This is a genomic window from Rufibacter tibetensis, assembly GCF_001310085.1.
In the GTDB taxonomy this organism is placed as follows: domain Bacteria; phylum Bacteroidota; class Bacteroidia; order Cytophagales; family Hymenobacteraceae; genus Nibribacter; species Nibribacter tibetensis.
In genome coordinates this window covers 2,365,014-2,390,525 of sequence record NZ_CP012643.1, presented here as the reverse complement: position 1 = coordinate 2,390,525, position 25,512 = coordinate 2,365,014, and the positions used below count along the sequence as shown (strand labels likewise).

At 51.6% G+C, this 25,512-nt stretch carries 15 protein-coding genes; 5 read left to right on the top strand and 10 right to left on the bottom strand.

What is annotated here, in order from left to right:
• Positions 1-71: 71 nt before the first annotated feature.
• The 7 genes from DC20_RS09595 to DC20_RS09565 all read right to left on the bottom strand — a co-directional run bounded on the left by DC20_RS09595 (position 72) and on the right by DC20_RS09565 (position 9,083).
• Positions 72-1,370 carry a sensor histidine kinase gene (locus DC20_RS09595; RefSeq protein ID WP_062543635.1) on the bottom strand — a complete coding sequence of 433 codons (1,299 nt, stop codon included), beginning with the start codon at positions 1,368-1,370 and terminating at the stop codon, positions 72-74.
• Positions 1,354-2,736, bottom strand: coding sequence for a sigma-54-dependent transcriptional regulator (locus DC20_RS09590; protein WP_062543634.1), 1,383 nt, complete (start codon positions 2,734-2,736; stop codon positions 1,354-1,356). Before DC20_RS09590 ends, DC20_RS09595 begins: the two co-directional genes overlap by 17 nt.
• A 215-nt stretch (positions 2,737-2,951) precedes the next feature.
• Entirely contained in the window at positions 2,952-4,079 is a 1,128-nt protein-coding gene (locus DC20_RS09585) for an ABC transporter permease (RefSeq protein WP_245652330.1), read from the bottom strand.
• A gap of 50 nt (positions 4,080-4,129) precedes the next feature.
• Positions 4,130-5,371 (bottom strand): ABC transporter permease, encoded by a 1,242-nt coding sequence (locus DC20_RS09580; protein ID WP_062543632.1) that lies wholly within the window; start codon positions 5,369-5,371, stop codon positions 4,130-4,132.
• A gap of 10 nt (positions 5,372-5,381) precedes the next feature.
• Positions 5,382-6,074, bottom strand: coding sequence for an ABC transporter ATP-binding protein (locus DC20_RS09575; protein WP_062543631.1), 693 nt, complete (start codon positions 6,072-6,074; stop codon positions 5,382-5,384).
• Positions 6,075-6,332: 258 nt separating this feature from the next.
• On the bottom strand, positions 6,333-7,820 hold the full coding sequence (locus DC20_RS09570; RefSeq protein ID WP_071885423.1) for a TolC family protein: 1,488 nt from the start codon (positions 7,818-7,820) through the stop codon (positions 6,333-6,335).
• Between the two features lie 12 nt (positions 7,821-7,832).
• Complete coding sequence (locus DC20_RS09565; RefSeq protein WP_062545891.1) at positions 7,833-9,083, bottom strand: efflux RND transporter periplasmic adaptor subunit; 1,251 nt, start codon at positions 9,081-9,083, stop codon at positions 7,833-7,835.
• A 269-nt stretch (positions 9,084-9,352) separates the two neighbouring features.
• Here DC20_RS09565 and DC20_RS09560 point away from each other — a divergent pair, with 269 nt between their 5' ends.
• The 5 genes from DC20_RS09560 (at position 9,353) to DC20_RS09540 (ending at position 16,439) form a co-directional block, all read left to right on the top strand.
• Positions 9,353-9,838: an RNA methyltransferase gene (locus DC20_RS09560; RefSeq protein ID WP_062543630.1), complete on the top strand. Its 486-nt coding sequence runs from the start codon at positions 9,353-9,355 to the stop codon at positions 9,836-9,838.
• Between the two features lie 118 nt (positions 9,839-9,956).
• Positions 9,957-11,501, top strand: a complete 1,545-nt coding sequence (locus tag DC20_RS09555; protein ID WP_062543629.1) for a BatA domain-containing protein — start codon at positions 9,957-9,959, stop codon at positions 11,499-11,501.
• 133 nt (positions 11,502-11,634) lie between these two features.
• Entirely contained in the window at positions 11,635-12,270 is a 636-nt protein-coding gene (locus DC20_RS09550) for a hypothetical protein (RefSeq protein WP_062543628.1), read from the top strand.
• Positions 12,271-12,423: 153 nt separating this feature from the next.
• Positions 12,424-14,643 carry a DUF4175 family protein gene (locus DC20_RS09545; protein WP_062543627.1) on the top strand — a complete coding sequence of 740 codons (2,220 nt, stop codon included), beginning with the start codon at positions 12,424-12,426 and terminating at the stop codon, positions 14,641-14,643.
• 2 nt (positions 14,644-14,645) lie between these two features.
• Entirely contained in the window at positions 14,646-16,439 is a 1,794-nt protein-coding gene (locus DC20_RS09540; RefSeq protein ID WP_062543626.1) for a hypothetical protein, read from the top strand.
• A 120-nt stretch (positions 16,440-16,559) separates the two neighbouring features.
• Here DC20_RS09540 and DC20_RS09535 read toward each other — a convergent pair whose 3' ends face one another.
• From DC20_RS09535 to DC20_RS09525, 3 genes are all read right to left on the bottom strand, one after another.
• Positions 16,560-18,545 carry an OmpA family protein gene (locus DC20_RS09535; RefSeq protein WP_157593119.1) on the bottom strand — a complete coding sequence of 662 codons (1,986 nt, stop codon included), beginning with the start codon at positions 18,543-18,545 and terminating at the stop codon, positions 16,560-16,562.
• Positions 18,546-18,638: 93 nt separating this feature from the next.
• Positions 18,639-19,592 carry a PorP/SprF family type IX secretion system membrane protein gene (locus DC20_RS09530; RefSeq protein ID WP_062543624.1) on the bottom strand — a complete coding sequence of 318 codons (954 nt, stop codon included), beginning with the start codon at positions 19,590-19,592 and terminating at the stop codon, positions 18,639-18,641.
• Positions 19,593-19,607: 15 nt separating this feature from the next.
• Complete coding sequence (locus DC20_RS09525; protein ID WP_083470286.1) at positions 19,608-24,770, bottom strand: ice-binding family protein; 5,163 nt, start codon at positions 24,768-24,770, stop codon at positions 19,608-19,610.
• Positions 24,771-25,512: the final 742 nt, after the last annotated feature.

Here is a 25,512-nt window from a genome sequence, read left to right as displayed (position 1 = left end):
TTCAGCTCGCTTTTCTAAAAACAGCTTGAAAACAGCAGCATGTTTTGCTGAGCCGAAGGTGATGGCAAGCTCTAAAACTGGATATGAAAAGTAGTCAGGCCATCAGGGCCGGTTTGCAAGGAGAACCAAAAACCGTGGTGCAGCAGAATTTCGCGCACCATAGTAAGCCCGATGCCCTGCCCGTTGGCTTTGGTGCTGAAGAACGGCGAGAACAACTTTTCCTGCACCTCTGGCGTGATCGGCTTGCCGTTGTCTTGGATCAGAAGCTGAGGCGGCGAGGCAATGGTCTGCACTTTTACCCATCCTTCCGGCTCCGTGGCTTCCAGCGCATTTTTTACTACGTTGATAAGCACCTGTTCCATCTGCTGCACATCAAAGGCAATAAGCGGAACATCCTTTGCTAAGTCCCACTGCCAGCAAACCTGTTTCCGCTCAAAGCTGGGCAGCATCAGCCGGTGGATGCCTTGCAGCAACTGGTGCAGATCGGTCTCGTGTTTGGTAGGCGGTGGAATCCGGACGACATTGGCGAAATTGGCCATAAAACCCGCGAGGTTCTGGTTACGGGTAATGCAGACTTGCAAGGCTTCCTCAAAATCTGGCTGGGTGTCTTCGTTCAGTTGCGGCGCGAAGTACGAGAAGGAATTCAAAATAGAGTTAACCGCCCCAATGGAGTTATTGATCTCGTGCGACATCATCCTGATCAGCTTCTCATAGGCATTGCGCTCTTTTTCCAGCAACTCCTGCGTGAGTTCCTCCACCAAGATGAAGTAGCGGTGATACCCCCGGTCCAGGAAGCGGATTTTACGGCAGCGGTACGTCTGGATGCCGTTGGGCCTTATGATGCGCTGCTCGTCTTTAGGAAGTTTAGGCAGGGAATTTCCCCAGTGGTGCGGCAATTCGGTCAAGGGCTTGCCCACCATGTTCTTGCCCGAGGTTTGCAGCAGCGTGGCCGCCGCGGGGTTCAGGCCAGCTACGCGGTCATGGGTGTCCAGCAGGATGATACCGGAAGGTGAGGCCTCAATCAAGCGTTCCAGCAGGAAATGTTTCTCAGTCTGCACTACCCGTTCCTGACGCAGCTCGTCCATCATCTGGTTGTATACTTGTATGAGCTGGTCTACCTCTTTTTGGCCTGTTTCCATGAATTTGATGGAAAAATCACGATCCTTGATGGATTCAATGCCCGCCGCGATGAGGTTGAGCGGCCGCACAAAAGAAGTGTAAAGTTTAGTGGTCAGGAAAATGCTGGTGGCAATAAGTACCTCAGCGGCCACAAACAGCACTTTGTTGTAGTCCAGCAGTTGCCAGGCCAGCACCACCAGCGCCAGGTGCAACAAGACTGCCGCCAGAATAAACTTATTCCGCAGCGTCATACGGGATGTTGAACTTCTCCAAACGACGGTACAACGAGCCGCGGCTCACGCCCAGAGCCTTGGCCACTTTACTCACGTTGTTGTTATAGTAGGCCATGGATTTCTTGATCATGCCGGCCTCCAGTTCATCCAGGGTCATAGCGCCCACTGAAGGCAGCAGTTTCTGGTCTAGTTTTTTGAAACCGCCCTGTAATTGGTTCTGGAAATCTTCCACGTCCAGCAGGCTCTTGCCGCTCACCAGCACCGTACGCTCTACCAGGTTCTTCAACTCCCGGATGTTGCCCGGCAGCGGCTGTTCCCGCAGCCATTTCAGGGCTTTGTTGCTCACCTGCAACGCTTGTTTGTGGTACGTGTGCTTGAGGTTGTTCACAAAGTGCTGCACCAGTAAGGGAATATCTTGCGACCGTTCGCGCAAAGCGGGCAGTTTCACCGTGATCAGGTTGATGCGGTAGTACAGATCTTCTCGGAACTTGCCTTCGGCCACCATTTCCTGCAGCTTGCGGTTGGTAGCGCAGATCACCCGTATGTCCAGGTTCTTGGAGCGGCTGTCGCCGAGGACCTCATAGGTGCGGTCCTGCAGCACGCGCAATAGTTTCACCTGGCTGCTCAAGTCCAGCTCACCAATCTCGTCCAGGAAGATGGTGCCTTTATTCGCCATCTCAAAGCGGCCCACCCGGTCGGTTTTGGCATCAGTGAAGGCGCCACGGCGGTGCCCAAACATCTCACTTTCAAACAAGCTGGCAGAGATGCCGCCCAGATTCACCTTCACAAACGGTGCTTTCTTGCGGTGACTGTTCCGGTGGATGGCCTCGGCGATGAGTTCTTTGCCCGTACCGCTGTCGCCTTCAATGAGCACCGAGGCATCGGTGGCGCTGATCTGCCCCACGTTGCGCAACACCTGCAACAAGCCTTGGTCTTCGCCCACAATCATAGAGAAATCGTACTGCTCGTCCAGCTGTTTGCGGGTGAGTTTGCCGTTGGTGGGTTCGGTGGTTGGCTTGGCTAGCTCTAGCGCCGTTTTGATGGATTGCAGCAGTGCCTCGTTGTTCCAGGGCTTGGTGATGAAATCGGCAGCGCCGCCTTTGAGACCTTCCACCGCCAGGTTGATAGAGCCCCAACCGGTAATCAAGATCACCGGCACGGCTGGGTACAACTGCTTCAATTGACTTAACAAACGCAGCCCATCTTCACCCGTGGTTTCCATGGAAAAGTTCATGTCCATGAGGGCCAATTGGGGCATTTGCTTGGCGGCCACTTGCAACGCCTCCTCGGGTCCGGCGGCCTGGGCCGTAGCGTAGCCAGCTTGTTTCAGCAACAAACTTAAAGAAGCCCGTACGGCTACGTCATCGTCAATAATCAGGATCATGGGTTCTTAGAGCGGGTAGGTGAAGTTAATGTTTTTAGGCTGTTTTTCAGAAAAGAAGGGTAAAAATGTAGTGCCTGCTTATGGCTCATTTCCGCTGACATTGGTTTGGAAAATCCCACCAGTAGAAAGCCAGTTTACCACTACAAATGGCCGTTGCGTTTGGCGCCTGTTTCCTGAAAAACAATCCCCAAACGCAACGGCTTATTGAAGCAATCTTACTCTTCATGCAAGGCAACGGCGGGGAAGATTTTAGATGCCTGGTAGCTAGGATAGATTGCGCAAATGGTAGCCAGCAGGAAAATCACGAAGGCAGCGGCACCAATGCTTTCCCAGTAAATACTGGCTGAAAGCTGGAACACTTGCAACAGCGGGAACTGAACCGCCAACACCAAGCCCAGCAGTAACCCGAAGGTGGCAATCACCAGCACTTCGCCTACAAACTGGTTTCTGATTTGCTTAGACGAGGCACCAATGGCTCTCCGCAACCCAATTTCGGCGTAGCGGCGGTTGATGTTGTACCACAGCACTCCAAACAAGCCCAAGGCTACATTAAACACCAGGAATCCGCACACTAATCCTAAAGCCACCATCGGTACAGTAGTCACTTTAGCTTTGCTTTGGCGCATTTTCTCCTGGGTAGTTACTTCAATGGTCCAGTCTTTGGCAATACGGGACAGTTCGCGCACCATCTTCTCCTCAAAAGCTACTCCGGCGCCGGGTTTCACCTTGATGACTAGTCCGTTCCAGATGGAGCTCTTGTCCTTATCCAGGTTGATGCGGTGAAAATAGGCCGCTTTCTCAGGGTCAAACTCGCTGTAAGAACGGTAATGGTCTACCACGCCTATGACCGCATACTGGGTGGAATCATTGATGCGAATCAGTTTTCCCACGGCCGCTTCGTCACCAAACAATTCCTCCTGCAACTTTTTGTTGATTACAATGGGGTCATGCAAGCTGGCATTGTCCTGCGGACCGAACCACCGGCCTTGGCTCACCTTCATGTCGAACACATTTATATAATCGTCCTGCACATTAAAGACGTTGGTCTCCACGCCTTTCTTTCCTCTGTAAGACAAATCACTGCTCATCATGCTGAAGGCAAAAGGAGTATTAGAATTAGAGAGCGAGGCATACTCCACCTCGGGAAAGGTGCGTACCCGCTGAATCATTTGCTCTTGAACGGCTATGTTATGCGCCGCGGAATCCGTGTTGGGGCTCAGCCATAATTGCCATACTTTATCGTACTTGAAGCCCAGCGGCTGGGTGTAATTATGGTAGCTGTAGAAAATAAAACTCAGCACCGCAAAGAGCACCAGAAAGGAAAAGAAGATTTCGGTGATCAAAAGGAAATTACTTTTCCTCTGATTCCAGATTAGTTTAAACAAGTGGCGTATCATTTGGAACCTCCTTTCAGTGCCTCTACGGCGTTTAAGCGTGACATTTTAAAAGCAGGGTACACCCCAGAAACCAACCCGAACACAAGGCAAAGCAGTATTCCCCAGGCAAACACCCGCAGGTTCAGGCCCAGATTTGCGTAAGCGAGAATGCCGCTGTCATTGATCATCTCCAGCACGCCCGCTGAAATCAGAAATCCCAAGACTCCGCCCAGCAGCGTGAGAAAGATATTCTCCACCACAAACTGCCCAATGATGGTTTTGGAAGAGGCCCCAAATGCTTTGCGCACCCCAATCTCAGAAGACCGTTCCATGATGCGGCTGATGTTAATGTTCACCAGGTTAATAGTAGGCAAGAGCATGAACAGGAAGGCTGCCAAAGCAATGATCCCGTACAAAAGCCCTGTTGCGTCCTTTTTCCCCCCTCCCATAAAACTGCGGGCAAAGGTCCCGAAGATGTCATCCGCGAAAGCAAACACTTGCTGAATGTCCTTCGATTTGGTCTTGTTCGCCTGCACCATCATGGACGCGAACTCTTCCTGGATCTTGGGCACGTCACTGGCTTTTTTGGCCTTGATGGTGGCGAAGTAAGTTCCTCTCATGCCCGTGCGTTTAAAATCCTGGCTTTTCAAGGTGATGGGCACCCAGACATCGGCGTAGGAGTGCAGGCGCAGCACCGGCACATCTTCCACCACGCCCACCACCTTGTATTTCACTTGGTCTACCTCAATGATTTGGCCAACGGCTTCCTTCTCTCCGAAGTAGTTCTTGCGGGTATTCTGGTTGATGACCGCCACGCGGGTAACATTGGCGACTTCCTGCCCACTAAATGCCCGGCCTTCTATGAAGTTGAAATCCAGAATGTCCCAGAATGCGGCATCGGTGTGTTTCAGGTCCAGCGTGAGCTTTCTGTTGTTCACATAGCTGTTCACCGGCATAAAAATAGAGTTGATGGAGACGTTCTCCGGCGTTTTCATTGGGCGCACGTAGGTATTCAGGAGATGGTAGCTAGGCGGACCACTGCTGTTATAGCCTTCTTTGAACTGCTCCCGCACATTGTTTACAAACAGCAATCGGTCAGACTCGCGCTCCGGCATTTGCGGCCCAAAGGCATGGTCAAAGAGCGAGGTCACCACCATCAAAACCATCAAGGTAAAACTGATGCCAAAAAGACTGATGAAGGTGAAGAACTTGCGGCGCTGTAGCACCGCCCAGGCAATTTTCAGATAATTGGTTAACATGACCGTATAGTTAAATCTGGGCTTCTAGTACTCTGGAGTCTGCCACTTGCTGCCCGTCAAAGAACCTGATGAGGCGGTTGGTCTTCAGGGCCATGTTCTCGTCATGCGTCACCATTACAATGGTGGTGCCTTCTTCCTGGTTCAGGCGCAGCAGGATGTCCATAATCTCGTCGCCCATCACGCTGTCCAGGTTTCCGGTGGGCTCATCCGCTAAGATAATTTCAGGGTTACCAGCCAAAGCCCGGGCAATGGCCACCCGTTGCCGCTGACCACCCGATAATTGGTTAGGAAAGTGCTTGGTGCGGGCACTCAGGCCTACTTTCTCCAGCGCAGCCAACGCTCTCTTCCGGCGCTCACCCGCCGATACAGGGCGGTATAGCAGCGGCAGCTCCACATTGTCCACCACGCTTAAGTCATGGATCAGGTGATAACTCTGGAACACGAAGCCGATTTTCTCATTGCGCAGCTTGGCCAGCTTGCTGTCTGAATGGGTTTTCACCGGTTGGCCGTCTATGGCCACATACCCGCTGGTAGGTTCATCCAGCAGCCCCATGATGTTGAGCAGCGTAGATTTTCCGCAACCTGATGGTCCCATGATGGAGACAAACTCACCGCGTTCTACCTCCAGGTTCACGCGGTTGAGGGCTACCGTTTCAATGGTCTTGGTGCGGTAGACTTTTTCGATGTCGATTAACTGTATCATATTCTAATGTGCTAATGCTTTAATGTGCTGATGTGTTATTTCTGTTTATTTCTGTATCTGATACTCCCCCTTTGAAGGGGGCGAAGGGGGATGTTTACATTTGCTGACTCACATATTGCTGATTCATTTTCTTGAAGGCTTTTTTGCTCTCCTGTGTAAACACCCCTCTTTATCTCCCCTCAAAGGAAGAATTAGAAAAAAATTGCTAGCATTATTTCAGGTTTATTTTCTGAAAATCAGCCCCAAAATAGCTTGTTCTTATTCTTTGGCGAGTAGTGGTTGACCGCGTTCAAAGTCATATAAAGTAAGGGACCGAAGTCTATAGTAAGCTACCCAGAAATCCTGAAGGGCGGTAATATACGCACGGCGGGCTTGGTCTTTTTCCTGCAGGGCGATGTTCAAATCTGTGATGCTGATGCGGCCCACCAGGAACGTGGCTTTGGTGATGTCATAGCGCTCCTGCGCAATGGAATCTGCCGATGCGGTGATTTGGAGGCGTTCCTTCAGGAGTTCAATCTGGTTTACCTGCGTGTAGACGTTCTGCTCAAAGTTGGTCTGCTCCTGCTCCACGGTGTATTGGGTGAGTTGCAGCTGGGCCTCGGCGGTTTTCACGCTGGCTTTCTGCCGACCCCAGTCTACAATGGGCACGCTAAAACCGAGCGTCACTTGTTGCTGGTTTTCGGGTTGGGCATAGCTTTCAGAGAAGTTGTTGGCGCTCTTAGTTAACCCGAAGGTGGCGTACAGATCGGCGTTGAAGCCCCCTTTGCCGCGGGCCTCGGCGACCTGCTGTTGGGCCTGCAGCACCCGGCGTTCAAACTGGAAGCGCTCTTTGCGGTTTAACCAGGCTTGGTCCAACGCGAGTTGCTCTTCTACCTGCAGGGCCGGCACCACATTGGGAGCTTCTACTGCTATTTTCTCGCCTCTCTGCAATCCCACGTAAGCTGAGAATTGCATGGCTACGGTTTTCAACTCGGTGGCGGCTTGCGCTTGGGCTAACTGCGCGTTCATGAGGCTCAGCTTCAGTTGCAGCAGTTCGTTTCTGGACAAGCGGCCCAGCCGATGCTTTTCCTCCGCCACCTTGAACAGCGCTTGGTTGTTTTCCACGTTCTTGCTGGCGATTTCGTAGTTCACCTGTTGCAGCAGCACTTCAAAGAAACGTTGGGTAGTGGTGGTAGCCACCGTTTCGCGGTCTTCTATGAACTGGCGTTCAGATTCGCGGTAGCTCAGCGGCTCGATTTTCTTGTTCCAAGCCAGAGCATTGTACCCGAAGATGGGCTGCCGGAACCCGATGATGGCCGGAAAAGAATTGTAGCGCCGTACTCCCTGATTGAAATCATCAAAGCGTTGGCTCTGCGAAGACACAAAGAACTGCCCGCCCGTTAACCCCACTGACTGACCCAAGGACAAAGACACGTCTGAGTTGCTGATGGAAACGGCCCTGAAATCCGTAGTCCCATCGGGCTGAATCACGGGGATGATGCTGCGGGAAAAATCGGGCAGCGTACCCCGCAAGGTCAGGTGCGGACGATAATCTGCTCTGAATGAGCGGTACTCCCAATAGCTGCTGGTCTTGTTGGTGGCGGCTTGTTTGCTGGCGATGGAGGAGCCGAGGGCCAGATCAATGGTTTCCTGCAAGGTCAATCTGCGGGCGGGCTCAGTTGCGGAAGGCTGCGTTTGGGCCTGCGCTACGGCTGTCATCAGAATATTTAGGAACACTATATATAATAGAGTTAGAGTTGTTTTCATGATCAGCGTCCGTTAATCATTGGTGAGGTGCAGTTCTTCCAGATGCGCGTACTCCTTGGTGTTGGAAATGATGACCTGTTCGCCGGCGGCGATGTCACCCTGCAGTTCCACAAAATCCAGATTGTTGGCGCCGGTGCGCAGCATGCGGCGTACCGCTTTGTCGCCCTGCATTACAAACACCGCCTGTTCTGGGGTGCCGGTATAGAAAGGACCATTTTTCACGCGCAGCACGTTCGGCCGGAAATCGGTGAGCACAAATACCTCTACCCGAAGGTTGGAGCGCAAGGCTTGGTGGTTTTTCTCCTGCAGACGCACATAGAAGGTGATGATGCCGTTTTCCACTTTGGGCTGCACGTTGGCGATCTCGCCGCGTAAATCGGTCTCGTTGATGCGCACTGTTACGGGGCCGCCTACTTTCACTTGCTCAGCGTAGGTGTCTGGAATGGTAGCTTTGATTTTGAAGCTGCTCAGGTCGGCTACCCGGGCCACAGGCTCGCCGGCGTTCACGGTAGCGCCTACTTCCTCGTTCACCCAGGTTACCACCCCGGAACGGGGCGCTTTGATATCGGCTTGAGCCAATTGGCGCTGCAGTTGGCTTATGTCGCGGCTCTGCATTTCAAGTTCAAAGCCCACGGATTTCATGCCTATTCTGGCAGATGCCTGTTCGTCCTGAATCTGGCGCTGCAACTGGGTTAACTCCAGGCTGGCTACTTTCAGGTCCAGCTCGGCTTTCTTCACGTTTTCCTGGGTACCACCGCCAATGGAGAGCAGGTACTTTTCATCGTCTAAAGCGGCTTGCAGGCTTTTCACCCGAACTTCCTGCACGGCATAGCGGGAGCGCAGTTGGTTGACATTTTTCTGCAGGGTATTCTCCAACTCGGCGGTTTTGTTTTGCTTCAACTCCCGCTCGTCTCTGAGTTTGTCAAAGGTAGTTTGCGACGTCTGCTTGTCCAGCTGCAGCAAAGGTTCGTTGGCCGAAACGCGGTCGCCGGGAGTGTGCAGCACGCGCTCAATCTTGGCTAGAATGGGACTGGCAATGACTTCTTCATTCTCGGGCACCACCACGCCAGTAGCGGTGAGGGAGGCTTCCACGGCACCCACTTCTACCGTAGCTACGCGGAGGTCAGATTTGGCTACTCTGGTTTGAAGCACTGACCGGAACGCCAGCACCCCCAGCAGCACGGCCACTACCACCACACCTACCTGCCAGATGCGGCGGCGCTTGGTTTTCTGTACGAGGGCTTGGGGAATTTCTCTATCCATGGTTGACATTGGTTTGCCACCATTAGGTATCCAAGCAACATGCCAACTTATAATATATTTATTATCAATATATTACATCAATATACCTAAATCAAAAGTGTCCAGTTCTGGACAGCCATTCCGGTTGTGGTCAGGTTTCCTTTGCACTTATTTAGAAAATTCCGAAAAGGTGTTTTGGGCTTGATTTATAGAAACTACCTCTAAAGGAGCAGGGTACTCTTATCTTTGCCCTGCCTTCAGCAGCTACACTTTTGCGGAGGCGCAGCACTATGACGCGAAACAAGGCACAGTATGAAGGCTATTTCGGGATTGGGATTATGGAACCGAAGACCGAGGAAAACGTGGGCACGCTCTGGCGGTCGGCTTCCATCCTGGGGGCTAGTTTCCTGTTTACAATCGGCCGACGGTACAAGAAACAGGCCTCAGACACGGGCCGAAGCTGGAAGGAAATTCCGCTGTTCCACTATACAGACTTTGATGATTTCTACCAGCACCTGCCCTACAGTTGCCAATTGGTGGGTGTAGAGCTGGACGCGAAAGCAGTGCTCGTAGAACAGTTTCAACACCCCGAGCGGTGCATTTACCTGTTGGGCTCTGAAGACCACGGCCTCTCCAATGCAGTGCGGACGAGGTGCCACCACCTGGTGCAACTGCCCGGCACCAGTTCCATGAACGTGGCCTCAGCGGGTTCCATCATGCTCTATGACCGGCACCTCAAAACCCACTTGCTGCCGGGTGCCGACCAGCCCTCCTAAACAGCTCCTTGCCCTTCGTTTCTCTGCGGACTAGGATATTCAGCGTTCTGTCTTTATATTGGATGTTGCGGACCCGTTCTGCTGTCTATGTCTTACGCCTTGAAGCTTCTTACTTAGTTTGTTCCAGTTCCTGAATCCGGCGTGGTTGTGGGCCGCCGCCAGCGTGGCAGTACCCATTGCCATTCACTTGTGGAATAAAAAGCCGCCCCATACGGTTCTGGTAGGCAGTATCCGTTGGCTCCAGCCCTCTGAAAGCCGAAAACTGAGCAGTCTGCGTCTCACCGAGCCCTGGCTTCTACTCCTTCGCTGCCTGCTTCTGGTGCTGCTTGCCGGGGTACTAGCTGGTCCCATTTGGAAGCACGAAGTACCCGCCGTTCAAGAGAAACACGTCTATTTACACCCCGAACTGCTGCACTCCCGCTACCTTCCGCAGATTGCTGCCACCGTAGACTCTTTGGCGTTTAAAGGCTGGCAAGTGCACCGTTTACAGCCTAGTTTCCCTAAACTAGCCTTGAACGAGGAAACGCCTCTCCAAACCTTTCAATCAGATAGTCTGCCTTCTGACACCACCAACGCCTGGGCGATGCTGCGCGTGCTCAATCGAAGCCTACCACCCAACGCCCAAGCCTGGATCTTCGCCACCGATCTGCTTCGGCACCAACGTGGCGAGCTCCCTTCTGTGCGCTCTGGCATTACCTGGGTTCCGGTAAGCGTTCCGCAAACCAACACCTGGCTACAGGAGGCGTACTATACCACCTCAGGGCAACTGCTGCTGCGCTTCGGGAAAAGCGATGCCCAAGAGGTGACGTTTCTGGAGCGAAAAGTCGCCAAACCCATCGCCGGACAGACGATCACCGTACCTGATGCCCCAGCCGTAAAATTTACTTCTCACGCCACCACTGATTCTCTCACTTTACTAGACGGTGCCAGGAATTCCATTCCGCTGCCCAAACAACTGCTGCAAGTGCTGGTACGCCATTCAAAATCCCGGCAAGCCGATGCGCGGTACATGCGAGCTGCCTTGCAAACTGCCCTGAAATATAAAGGCATAGCTTATACCCTAACCCTTTCCTCTGAGCCCCAGGCCCTCCCGTATACGGGTCCTGATTGGGTTTTCTGGTTAACCGATGAACCACTTGCTCCCTTTCTGGCCCGTTTTCCAGAAAAGAAGCTAAAAACCCTGCAAGATGCCCCTGGCGGTGGCCGCATCCAAAAAGCAGAAAGCTGGCTGCAAATTTCTAGCATTGCGCAGCCCGTCCCTTTACACCAACGCACCTCGGCTTCAAAGAAACTAGCCGCTGAAGTTCTGTGGCAAGACGGCTTCGGGAACCCCATGCTTACCCAAGAGCAAGACTCGCTGCAAACCCATTACCGGTTCTACAGCCGCTTTCACCCTGCCTGGAACGACTTGCCCAATACTGGACACTTCCCGGAACTGCTCCTGCGGCTGCTTTTTCCGGAAGAAACCTCCTGGCGTACTCGTTTTGACACCCGTACGTTGCTGAAAGAGACGGAACAGCCCCGGGCGTTTACCGGCACTATTCCAGAAACTGCGCCTAAAACAGAGAAGATGCTTGATTTGAAACCGTGGTTGGTGGGAGTGCTGGCATTGTTGCTGGCATTGGAGCGGTGGCTGGCGGGGAGAAAGGCGAGCAAAATATGATAGAACTATGGAATAACCTTTTTTACAAATTAGGTGGCAGATAGAATCACTTCAGCTTTGTCATCTTAAATGGAGCTTTTGGGCAAATGAAAACAATGGTTTTAAAATATTTATTAACGTCAGTATCAAAAGATTGAAGCTTACTACTATTCTTATTCTCTTTTTCTTAAGCTATTCAGCAACTGCGCAAATTGACCAACAGCAGGCTTATGTAAAAGGATATATCAATGATCATATCAAGTCGCTTGGCATAGAGAGCATTGATTCCACTACAAATATTAAAGTTTATAGAATCTGGACAGATTATCAACTTGTTCATTTGGAACAGAAAGCAGACTCTACTTTTAATGGCTTATTAGTGAATTTTGTAACGAAACGATCTGGCACCCCAAAGAAACCTAAGGAAGAGTTGATAATCCATAGTATCAAAATTCCTGATTCGTCAGTTATGCACTTATTAGACTCCTTTTATGAATTCAACATTGAGACTCTAAAAGACTCTCACGAGCTGGAGAACTACCCTCAAGGGCTTGATGGCAATACATTTGTTTTTGAAGTTGCAAATGCCAACTCATACAGAATTTACTCCTATTGGGAGCCTTTGAATGACCGCTATCAAAATAAAGAACTGCCTGAAATTATTAGCGTCAGAGGCATTTTGAAAACTTTAATTTCCACCATTTCTCCCCCTAAGCATTTTGCTTGGTTCTTAGATAAGTTACCTAAAGGGAGCTATAGATACGGAGGAATAAACATGGTAAAGTTTTAACTTTTGGTTGAAACTAATTTTTAGCATTAACTACAAAGCCGTTTTAGTTCGCCCACAAGATCTTTCCAAGATGACAAATGAGAGAATGACGTTATGATTCAACTAGACTTATTCTGTATTTTTAACTCTATTCACCGCCTGTTTAACTAAAACTTGCCTCACCTTACCTCCCATATTACCCCATCTACGACCATTCTGGCACAGGTACGGAAGCAGTACCTCCGCCAGAAAGCGGGTGTACTGGCGCTGCAGGAAGTAGGCGTGATAGCACCCTTGCTGGTGTGGATGTACCGCGACTGGGGCGGAGTGGGCGGAGGAACAGCAGGTGTGCTTTTGGTTTTTTTGACGATTGGGTTACAAGCCATGCGGTGGCGTGAACGTCAAAAGAGAACAGACCTAGGCAAAATAGCGCGGCACCTAAACTGGAGGTACCCGCAACTGGAAGAAAGCACTGAATTGCTACTCCAGCCTGATGAACAATTAGGGGTATTACCACAGCTGCAACGGCAACATGTTGCCACCATACTGGAACAGATTTCACCAAAAGAAGCTGCTTCGGTCAGCTTTAAGAGCGGCTGGATCATGTTGATGGTCGGATTAGCCTTAGCCGTAAGCCTCTGGTTTTTACCTGATTTTACGCAAACACAAAACAAATCTGCGGCTTCTGCTCCCGGCACCTCGACCAACGTGAATGAACCCGTGATGCAGCCTAAAGCGATTCTGCCATCTATCGAGCAGATGAACATCCGTATCTCACCGCCCTCCTACACCCGCAAGGCTTCCTATGCAGTAACTACGCCTTCGTTCAAAGTGGAAACTGGTGCGCAGGTAACCTGGACGGTAGAGACAAACCAAGCGGCGTCTTCTTTGCAGCACCTGGTGAGCAACCAAAAGCCCCTTCAACTGAGGCGAGTATCTGGGCAGCAAAACACCTACACCGCCTCCCTTACGGTTACCCAATCCTCCTTATATTACTTGCGCCTGAACGGGCAGGCCTCGGACTTTTATTCCATAGAGGTCATTCCTGACGAGGCTCCGTCCATTACCGTGCAAAAGCCGAAGCAGTACATCGAGATTCTGTTCGGGGAGCCGCAACGGGTGACGGTGCAAGCCACCCTTCGAGATGAGTATGGACTTCAATCTGCGGAACTGATTGCCACAGTGGCCAAAGGCGAGGGCGAAGCAGTGAAGTTTCGGGAACAGCGCATCCCGCTGAACCTTTCCTTTGCCGGACAACCTCGGCAACTGCAACTAAACCAAACCCTGAACTTGCAGCAACTGGGCATGACCTACGGCGATGAGCTGTACTTCTACCTTCAGGCACGGGACAATCACCGGGGCTACACACGTACTGAGGCCTTTCTGGTGGAGATTGAGGACACCACCGTGGTGGAAACCATGGATGATCTCTCGCTGGGCGTGAACCCCAATCCAGAGTATTTCCGGAGTCAGCGCCAAATCATTATTGACACCGAGAAACTAGTGCAGGAGCAGAAAGGGCTTTCGCAACCTGTGTTTCAGGAACGGTCCAACAACATTGGAGTAGACCAAAAGCTGCTGCGCCTGCGCTACGGCAAGTTCCTGGGCGAGGAGTTTGAGTCCAACATTGGCGCCGCCGGATTGCCGCCAGAGTTAGCCGAAGGCCACACCCTGGATGACGGCCATGACCATTTCCCTAAACAGGGAGCTAGCGAGCACGAAGCCAAAATGGGCGAGCTGCTGGACCCCTACCTGCACAAGCACGACCAGGAAGAAGCTGCTACGTTCTTTGAACCCGCCATCAAAGCGCAACTCAAAGGCGCGCTGGCTCAGATGTGGGAAGCAGAACTCAGGTTGCGTACCGCCCGGCCCAAAGAAGCCCTGCCGTTTGAGTACAAAGCCCTGCGCATGCTCAAAGACGTGCAGCAGAAATCACGGGTGTACGTGAAGAAAAGCGGGTTTGAACCGCCTCCCCTCAAGGAACCTGAGAAACGCCTCACCGGCGATATTAGCAAAGTGCAGACGTACCAGGCCCAACGCAAGGAAACACCTGCAGAAACTGCCATCGCAACCCGTCAAGCCCTCCAACGCGTAGCGCAACTGCGGCTAGGCATCAAACCTACGGCTTCAGATGCGGCCATACTGGAGCAGGCCGGGCAGGAATTAGGCAAAGCCGCCGTGCGGGAACCTGGGGCTTACCTGCGGGCGCTGCAGGGTGTGCGGCAGATCACCCAAGACATCAGGGCAGAACGATCCCTTTGCGCCGATTGCCTCACGCGGGTAGAAGCTGCGCTGCATCGTTTTCTGCCGGTTTCTACCAAATCGCCGCAGAAACCGGTTTCCTCTGGAACTCCTAAGAAACTGGCGCAGGACTACTTTAATCGGCTAAACTAACCATGAACCTTCCGTTACCGCTTCTTTTGGGTGTAGCTCTTCTGCTGGGGGCGTGGTTCTCTTGGCTAGCCGTGCACCGCCCAGACCGTAAACGGTTTCCTTGGCGGCTGCTGGCTTCCTGGGTTGCGGTGGCCTGCCTCGTGCTGCTCCTCGCGCCACCAAAAAGCACGCGTTCTTACAATGCCTCCGAAGTTATTCTCCTCACAGAAGGATATAATTCAGACACGCTCCAGGCATTAGTAAAACGCCTGCGGCCGAAACCTCAGGTCTATGCTTTTGGTGCGGAGGCTAAGAAGGCTGAAACAATCACCGACTTGGCGTCTTTTCAGCAAGAACACCCTGCAGTGAAGACTCTGCACGTGTTGGGCTATGGCCTTCCGGCCGAAGAACTGTCTGCGTTGAGCTCTTTGCGGGTGGTGCCGCATCTGTCAGAACTACCAGCAGGCGTTATGGCAGCTTCCTGGCCGCAGGAAATCACGGTTGGAGAAACGATTACCGTGCAGGGCAGATTTCATGGATCAACGGTGCAAAATGTAAAAGTGCTTCTACAGGCAGCGGGCTTGCCCAGAGATTCTGTGGAAGTCAAAAAAGGCACAGATCAGTCGTTTTCTTTAAAATTTAACCCTAAAACGGCAGGGCAGTTTGTGTACTCTCTCCGCTGGAAAGATGAGAACGATTCTGTTCACCAAGAAGAACTTCCGGTTACGGTCAAGACTCCGCGGAAATTGAATGTGCTGCTGCTATCCTCGGCTCCGTCTTTTGAGGGCAAATTCCTGAAGAATACCTTGGCAGAACAGGGACACCGGGTGGCCGTCCGGAACCAGGTGAGTAAGGGCATTTACGCCACGGAATGGGTGAACCAGCCTACTCTCAACCTGAACCGGCTCACGCCTGCCTTGCTCCAGAAGTTTGATGTGGTGTTTTTGGATGACGTAACGCTGCAAAGCCTGGGAGCCGGAGAGAAACAAGCGTTGCAACAGGCCGTGCGGCAGCAGGGCCTCGGGATTTTGACCTCTATTTCACAAAGGCCTCCCAAACCCATTAACTTCTTCACGGAAGGTGTTTTCAGGACGATTTCGGAAAAACAGGCCAGAAGCGCAGCCCTGCGGTGGCCCAAGCAAGCAAGTGCCAATGCGGTACTTTCGCTGTCCAATTCCATTTTACAACCCAGAGAAGGACAGCAGCCTTTGGTTTGGGAACAGAACCCAGCACAAACTCAGGTGCTACGTTACCGGAAAGGAATGGGACAAGTGGGCATCAGTCTGGTACCAGAGACGTTTCCGTTGGTCATGGAAGGAAAAGAAGCGCTGTATCAGCAGTATTGGGCCACAGTTCTGACAGCTCTGGCGAAGCCCGAAGAAGAAGTTCTGGCCATTGCTCCTCACCAGAATTCAGCACCTTTTCAGCTGTTACAGCCGGTTTCCTTCTTAGCCAGCTCTTCATCTGTTGGAGAAAAAACGTTAGCAACCGCTTCTGGAGCAGCTGTAGATGCTTACTCCTATGCTTCCCCGCTTTTGCCATCGCAGCAGGTTTTCACTCTCTGGCCGAAGACCAAAGGCTGGTACTCTTTGCAGGAGAAGACCGGAGCAAAGGCTAATTTTTACGTGCATTCAGAAACGGCTTGGCACACGAAACGGCTGCACCTACGGCAGCAAGCGTTGCAAAAGGCCGCAGTAGCCTCGGCTAGCACTTCCGGCGCTTCCAAGTTCACCAGGGAAGAAAGCCTGCCTTTATGGATCTTCGGTCTTGGCCTGGTGTTTTCACTGGGTTTCTTGTGGCTGGAAGAGAAGATCTGATTTGTGCCCACGCACCTTTCCTTTTTCTAAAATATCCCTAATGGCAAGAGTTCCTGATCCGGCACATGATGGCACTGGATCAGGAACTCTTGGGAAGAATAGTGCGACGTGTGTTTGATCTTACTTGATGATCTTGAACTCGGTGCGGCGGTTGAGTTGGTGTTCGTCTTCTGAGCACGGCACCCCGTCTTTACAACGGTTCAGCAGTTTGGTTTCGCCGTAGCCTTTGTCTACCACGCGTTTGGGGTCAATGCCCTGCGAGATGATGTATTTCACGGCACTGGCGGCGCGTAACTGCGACAGCATCATGTTGTACTTGTGGGTTTCGCGACTATCTGTGTGGGCGCTTAATTCAATTTTGATGGTAGGGTTGTCTCTGAGCATACCCACAACTTTGTCCAGCTCCACAATAGACTCAGGCCGAAGCGTATGCTTGTCCAGATCATAATAAATGTTTTCCAAGACAATAGGGCGGTTAGGCGTGTCGCGGTCCAGCACCATCTCAATCTGAATGGTATCTGTTACCTTGCGGCAGTCTGGCATCACGTGGAACGTGCGGGTCAGATAGCCTTTCTTGCTGCCTCTAATGGTATAGGTCTGGTTGGCGTTCACGGCGAATAAGAAGCGACCGTTGGCATCAGACTCGTATTGCATCGGGCTGGACGTGTCACCGTTCACAATCACTTCCAGGTTCACCTCGCCTAACGGCACCTGCCGCGCCCGCCCATTGCGGCTAGGGACCCTTACATAGGTTACCCCCGCAAGTTTACAGGGGATCTCAGTAGGTTTGAAACGGTAGATGTTGTCTGATCCTTCATCGCCTTCGCGGTTAGAGGACAGATAGCCACTTTTGCCGTCTTTTTCATAAATCAGCCCGAAATCATCGCGCGGGGAGTTGAACGGGTAGTACAGGTTCTCAATGTTAGTCCAGGACGCACGGCTGCCTTCGGCGGAGAAGATATCCAGGCCGCCCATGCCTATGTGCCCATCTGAGGAGAAGTACAAGGTTCCGTCTGCATGCACCACCGGGAAAACCTCTTTGCCACTGGTATTGATGGTAGGTCCGGCATTCACGGGCGTAGACCAATTGCCGTCTTTCTGGCGCTCACTGAAATAAATGTCGGTTTGGCCGTGGCCGCCGGGCATATCAGACACAAAGTAGAGAATCTGTCCATCCGGTGAGAGTGCCGGATGCCCCACTGAGTAACTTTCTCCCTGGTTAAACGGGAAGGCTTTCACGTCCTGCCATTTGCCTTTGGAGAAGGTGCCGCTGTAGATTTCCAAGCGGTTAATGAATTCGTCTTTTTTGGAGTAGCGTTGCCAGTTGCTTTCGCTTCTTAATTCCTCCGGGAGAACCCGGTTCTTCACCTGCTTGGTGCGGGTAAAGAAGACCTCGTTGAAATCTGGAGAGAAAGTAGAAATGGCGTTGTGAAACTGAGTATTGATGTTTTTCTCCATGGGTTTGATGTTGCCCCAGGAACTTGGCCCTTTCCGATCGGCGTAGTACAACTGCAGGTAGGGTGTGCCGGTCCAGCCATACACTTTCTGGTCTGAGGCATTGTGCCCACGGCCACGGTCAGAGGAGAAGACCAGGCCATCGCGGTAAAAGACCGGGCTAAAATCAGCGAAGGTGGTGTTGAGGGTACTGTCTGGCACCACGTCTATTCCTAAGGGGCGGTCTATCCAACTCATGGCCAAGTCACAGGCCCGGGCCAGCTTCAGGGCTTCGTCGCGGCGGTCTGGCACTTGGTCGGCAAAACGCAGGTAATTATGCTTGGCAATGGTGTACTCTCCGTTCTGGCGGCACGCGTTGGCGTAGTAGTACAGGTTAATGGGTGCTGCTCCCGGAAACCCCAGTGCCTGCCGGTACCAGAACTGCGCAGAACCAGGCTGGTTAATGAGCCTATAGCAATGGGCTATGCGCTCTGTGACGTGCAGCGAAGGTTGTCCCTTGTCCAGCGATTTCTTGTATTCATCCAGCGCAAGGGCGTAGTCAAAGTTGTTGTAGTGCTTGTCTGCCTTGGATTGGTTTGCCTGCGCCTGAATGGCAGAAGGTCTCACCCAGAGGGTCACGCAAAGCAGCAATAAGAGGTAAAAAATCTTCACAATTCCAGTTCTTGCACCAGTTGGTGGTTAAATGCAGATGTGTTGAAGATGTTTTTCTAAAAACAGCCCCAAAGCACATTCAGTGTTAGTACATCAAAAGTACCGCGGAGTCAACATCCGGCCATACTTCTTCTTCAAAAAATTGTAGCCAAGTGAAATTTCATGGCTGGAGTAGCTGCGCAGTTCGCTTAAAGAAAAATCATAGGAATACCCAATCCGCATGAGCGGGGAAGGATGTAGTTCCAGCAAAACTGCCAAAGCATTTCCTAAACGGGTATTGGAAACAAATTCACGATTGTTGAAAATGTTCAGGGTAGTGCGGTATGAAGTTCCCAGCCAGATCTGCTCATTGAACAACAGAAAGGTATTCAGGTCCAGGGCAGCCGGCCCGTTGAAATCTTCCTTGAACAGCATACTGGGCCGTAACTTCATCTTTCGGCCCAGGTCAAATACTCCACCCGAGGTCAAAAACAAGTGAGGGTTAGGATCTGTGGGTAACCCGTTCTGAAAAAAGACCACATTGCCTAAAGAAAGGCCGGTGTAGAACCGGGTGCTGTACAGGTAAGCGCCTACGCGCGCGGTTGGTTTGATAGCCCGCTCTATTCCCATCGGGATGGCGGTGTCCTCGCGTTCATCCGGATCAAGCCTGGTACCATCCAGGGTCTGTTGCGTGGCACCTAAAGAGATACCCACCGCCAAACGGGTTCTGGGCGTCAAGGTAATCCGCACAGCGGAATTGAAAGAGGCCTCTGTGAAACGTTGCACGCCTAAACGGTCATTGGTGATGAGAAAGCCCGCGGCCAGTTTCCGGTTCACGTTTCCGTCAACACTCAAGGTCTGGCTTACGGGTGCCCCCTCCAGGCCAGTCCACTGGCTTCTATGAGACCCCACCACGCTGGTAAACCCCCGGCTTCCGGCGTAGGCAGGGTTCAACAACAGCCCATTGAACATGTACTGCGTGAACTGAGTATCTTGCTGCGCAAAACTAACCTGGGAAAGCCCCAGCAAGCTCACCAGCACTAAGACAGATTTTATTGCTTTCTTCATTCTCGTCATCTCTGCTTAGCGCATTATAGTTACGTAGCCTTTGTGCGTCACTTCCTGACCTTCGCAGAGACGTACGCGCAGTACATAGTAATAAGTACCTTCGGCGAGGTCGCTTCCGTTCCAGTTGTTGCGGTACTTCTTCATGCGGTACACCTCACTGCCCCAGCGGTTCATGATCACCAGTTCGTTCTCCGGAAACTCCAGCAGATTTCTCACTACCCACAGGTCATTCTTGCCATCGTGGTTAGGGGAGAAAACATTAGGGATGTGTAACTGGGAGGCCAGATGTCTGGGCGTGACGTCCATTCCAGCCAAGGTAACGGAACAGGTTCCATTGTTTGCCTCCACCACAACTCTGGCCGAAGACATAGGCGCATCAGCAGGACCTTGCAGGGTTACCTTGTTTGACCCTTGGCCTGAGGTGATGGACCAACCCGGCAAATCAGAAACAATGCTCCATTTGTAAGACACGCCAGTAATGGCCGGAACCGAGAATTGATTGCCTACGCAAACAGTACTCTCGTCTTTGATCTCCAGGGCAGTTCCTAAACCAGGAGCCACCGTCACTGCCAACGTAGCAGCGGCACTGCTTCCGCAGCCATTTACCGCCTTCACGCTCACCTGTCCCGCACCTGCCTGGCCTATGGCCGTAATGCTGGTAGTGCCTTGTCCGCTGATGATGCTCCAACCGGTAGGTACCGTCCATTCATAGGCAACTGCTCCGTCCACCTGGGTTACCGTGTAAACCACTTGTTCAGGAGAGGCGCAGAAGGAAGCTGGGCCATTGATTACGCCCGGGTTCAACGTTCCTGCGGTGCTAGGGGTAACCGCCAAACTTTTCTCTGCCTTTACCCCGCAACCATTCTGCACTTCAACTTTAATGGCGCCACCTGTAGTGGTTGGAATAACGGTGATGGTGTTCGTGTTCTGTCCTGACACCAGGTTCCAGCCTGAAGGCACTGTCCAGAGGTATTGGCTTGCCCCGGAAGCATTGATGCGGTAGGTGACTCCATTTTCATTCGCGCAAACCATGGCACTTCCCTCAATGTCACCGTTTATTACTGGTGCCCCTGTGGTGGGAGTTACCGCTACTACCTGGCTTTCGCTCTGGCCACAGCCATTTTTGGCAACCACACTTACTTGCCCAGGCAAACTTCCGGCAGTTAAGGTGATAGAGGTTGTTCCTTGTCCTGATTCAATTTTCCAGTCTGCCGGGAAAGACCACTCATAGGACGTGGCTCCGTTTACCGGGTCTATTCTGAAAACAAGGCCGTTTTGACCAGCACAAGGAGTAAGTTCCAAAGCAGTTGCCTGAATAGGACTCGGCTTCAATGGCAGTTCTCTCTGCACTTGCACTTGCAAGGTACTGGGGCTTGAGACTACCCCGCAGCCGTTCTCGCCGGTTACGCTCACCGTTCCGCCTGCGTTACCTGGCACTACGGTGATAGAGTTTGTTCCTTGCCCTGACTCAAGTGTCCAGCCGGCGGGCACTGTCCAGGTGTAGGTGTTCACATTGGCATCAGCGGCTACCTGATAGGTTACCCGTGTGGTAGCACAGGTGGCAGACTGCCCGGCAATGGCCCCAAGGCTAAAGGGCTCTGTGCTGGAGACACTAACGGCCATGCTGCCAGAAACACTGGATCCACACGTGTTGGACACTGCAACAGACACATTCCCGCTTCCTGCTCCTGCTTTTACCTGGATAGAAGGGGTGTTTTGCCCGCTAAGGATTTCCCAGCCAGCAGGAACAGTCCAGCTGTACTGAGTGGCGCCTGAAACTGCTGTTACGGAATAGGTGGCCGGGGCAGTAGTCAAGCAGGATGCTTTCGTGCCGTTGATAGTAATAGGGTCTGTTGCAAGCGGCTGAGAGATGGTGATGTTGGTAGAGTCTGAGGTGCTTCCGCAATAATTGGAGGCGACCACTTTCAAATAACCTCCCACTGACCCAGGAACCACCCTAATGGACCTGGTACCTTGCCCAGATTCAATGGTCCAACCAGCCGGAACAGACCAGGTAAAGGTTTTAGCTTCTTCGTTCTGAGCCACGGTATAGGTACGCGTGGTGGAAGAAGCACAAAATGCTTTTTCTCCAGTAATAGGGCCAACGGGGGCTGGCGCTGCTTGAGACATGTCTATGTTCAGCCTTGAGGCGGCACTGGTGCCACAGGCATTGGTGGCGGTTACCTGCACTTGTTCTGCCATAGTGCCTACCCGCACCACCAGAGAAGTAGTACCCTGCCCCCGCACAATAGTCCAGGTGGCGGGAACAGACCAGATGTAGGAGGTGGCGTCTGTCACGGCTGCTATAGAGTAGGTTACTTCTCCCATGTTAGCGCAAACATTGGGAGGCCCTGTTATCTGACCCGGTGTTGCAGGAAGTACTGAAGAGATGGCTACCGCCAAGGAACGAGTTGTGCTCTGTCCGCAACCATTTCTGGCCGAAACCTGAATGGTACCATTAGAAGTGCCTGCTTTAACTTTGATTTCGCGGGTTCCTTGCCCACTTATAATGGTCCAGCCAGTTGGAACCTCCCACTGGAAAGAAGAAGCAGCATTGGTGGAGGAGATGCTGTAAGTAAGTTCATTTGTATTGCCACACACCGCTACCTCTCCCTGAATGCTCGCCGTTAAAGCGGGTGCACCCGTGGTAGGCGTAACTTCCATGGTGGTTGACGCGCTTCGGCCGCAGCTATTGCTTGCCGTTACGGTTACTTGACCAAGGTTTGCTCCAGCGTTTACAGTCAGAGTGCCCGTACCCTGCCCGGAAACAATGATCCAACCGGAGGGTACTGTCCAGGTATAGGTGAGGCCCTCTACCGCATTAGGAACAGAATACGTTTGCTGCCCATTAACACACGGTACCGCCTCTCCATTAATAGAAGCTGGAACCACGGGAGCCGCAAGGGCAGGAGCTACTGACAAGGTTCTCTCAGGACTGTTTCCGCACCCGTTTGCCCCAATCACAGAAATGTTTCCGGCGGATGAACCTGCTTTTACGGTAATGGATTGTGTGCCTTGCCCCGAGATGATGGTCCAGCCTTGGGGAACGGTCCAGGTATAGGTGGCTACGTCTGCTCCGGCAGAGACTGAATAGACTAAGTTTTCCTGATCTTTACAAGGAGCAATCATTCCTGAAATAGTACCCGGGGTTGCTGGTGGCCCGGCGCCTACCGCTACTTTCAAGGGTACTGCTGACCCGTTTCCGCAGGCATTTGAGGCTACCAATCTAACCTCACCACTAGAGCCAACTTTCACGTTGATTCTGCGGGTGCCTTGCCCAGATAAAATCCGCCAGTCAGCGGGCACACTCCAGGTATAGGTAGTGGCATTCTCTACCTCTTCAACAGAATAGGCATGCTCTGCGGTTGAGAGACACAAAGCTGTTTCTCCCGAAATTGCTCCAACTACAGGGGCTGCTGAGGCAATGGTAACCGGCAGCGATGTGACAGCACTGGTTCCACAAATGTTTTGCGCGGTTACAGTTACGTCGCCGGCCGAGGAGCCGGAGCGTACTGTGATTCTATTGGTACCTTGTCCGGCAACAATGCTCCAGCCAGCCGGAATGGTCCAGGTATAGCTGGTGGCATTCGGCACCGCCGGTACTTCGTAGGTGTTTCCGTCAGAGTTGGCGCAAACCTGGCCTGGCCCTGAGATAGCGTTTGGTTTCAGCGGAGCCGCCGGAGAAACAGTTACCTGTATTTCACTGCTGGCGCTTTTCCCGCAGCCATTTTCAGCCGTCACCTTTACTTTTCCTCCCGAAGACCCTGCATTTACGGTAATGAAAGTTGTTCCCTGCCCTTTTACAATGGACCAACCGGAGGGCAACTCCCAGGAATAGGAAACCGCACTGGCCACAGTATTGATGGAATAAACAATTCCATCCGGGGCTAAACAGATTTCCTGGGGGCCTGAGATTGCAGAAGGTGTAGGAGGAGGGAAAGAAACCGTACTAACCGCCAATACGGTTTCAGGACCATCTCCGCAGGCATTCACCGCTCTCACCGTGATGGTTCCATTGGCTTCCGCGCTTCCGGTAGTAACGGTAATAGAATTCGTTTCCAGCCCCGACGTGATGGCCCACCCTTCGGGCAGGGTCCAGTTGTATTTACGGGCCCCACTCATTGGCTCTATCCGGTACACGTTTCCGGGGGTATTTACGCAAAGAGAGGTTAAACCAGAAATCTCCCCGGGCTTAGAGGGAGTGGCGCAGATAGATAATTCAGACGTGTTGCTTTTGATGTTAGGGTCGGCACAGTCGCCGGTCACGGTGGCTACAGTCGTGGAGAATTCGGTTCTCATGATTCTTGCCTGCACAACCATGGTGGCTTCGCTTCCTTTCGGGAACTTGGCGATTCTCCATCCTTCAAACTGATTAAAAGAGGAACCTTGGGAAGTAGTGGAACTCAGGTACTGAATCCCGGATGGCATTTCAAAATGCACCACCACGTTGTTCTCATCATCAGGACCCAAGTTTTTGAGGGTAATGGTATAAGTAACTAATAAGCCAACCCGGTACGGACCCTCGCTTACCACCTGTTTTACTTCCAAATCTGAGAAGCATTCATTTCCATGATCTGTTACCCTGGCGTTGGAAAGGGTAATTTTCCCGTTTGTACTTAACAGCTTTCCTTCAAAAGAGGCGTTTTTCCCGGCAGTAATGTTGTTAGCTGCCACTACAGTTCCTTTGAAAGAACTTTGGGAACCTACTGTTACCAAGCCTGCTACTTGCCAGAAAACGTTCTTCGCCTTGGCACCCTGACGCAGTTCAATGTTTACAGCGGGGTCAACCTGCATGTCTCCTTCTACCTGGAACACAAACACACCGTTAGGAGATTTGCTCCCTAACAGTTCCAGGGACTTTTGAAGATGCACATTTCCTTTAATCCGGTACACCCCGGGTTGCAACTTACCACCTGACAGGGCTGTGGCGTTCAAGGTAGCGGTGGGTTGTTGCCGCTGCAAATCAGCGTACACTCTGCCCACTTCGGCCCAGGCTCCTTTTGAGTTGGATCCAGCTCTAAGAACACCTTTTTCTATTTTGCTGTTGCCTTTGCTTTCATAACCTGCCCCTGCTGCAATGGAAATACCCTGCAATGATTTGAAGGCTGGCGCTACTTGGGAGAAGGCTTTTGACTGAGATAAAAGGAAGATTAAGAGTAGTAGTAATCGTATTTTCATGCACGCCCCTCCAAGTTTATTTAAGCACCCCTTGGAGTTTTAATCCAATTGCAACTAATTTATATTTTATATAATTAATATTATACATATACAAGTATATACTTACCTTTACCTGATAAGAGGGCATATAGAATAAGAAAATTTTAGATAGACAGCACACCAGGCCTTACTCCCTGACGCTTTGCTAAATAACTATAATCCAAATTTTTATACCCGGACAAATTTATCAAATAAAATGCAATATCATAGGTATAAATACACACTTGTTTGCTAATATTCACACAGACCTATATCCAGAAAAAAGCCTTTGGTAAAATTTATTTACCCAGCAACAGGAAACCTTCTGCTAGTAAGTTGATTCTGAAGCAGAAAAAGAGCCAGCCTAGCTGTCTGAAATTCTATACCGGTCAGAATGTGCGAAGGAAGAGCCTCTGTTAAAAAGGTCTTTTTTAATCGATTTTCCTATAACGCCCTTAAAACGGAAACCCCTTCCTGTTCTTCATTTGAAGAATAGGAAGGGGTCAATGAAACAAAGCTTACTCATAGCACCATGGCAAGAACTAACTTCCCCGGCAGGTGTAAGCTTTCAATAAAATCAACTAAGAATAAAACCAGCAAAGACCTTCAGCACACGGTTTATTGCCTGTTTTCGGGAAACAATTGCTAAAACTATATTCTAGAAACTAATAAATTCTAAGAATACTGAAGCTAAGCTTAGGGACAGAAGGAGCCTTTACGAGCA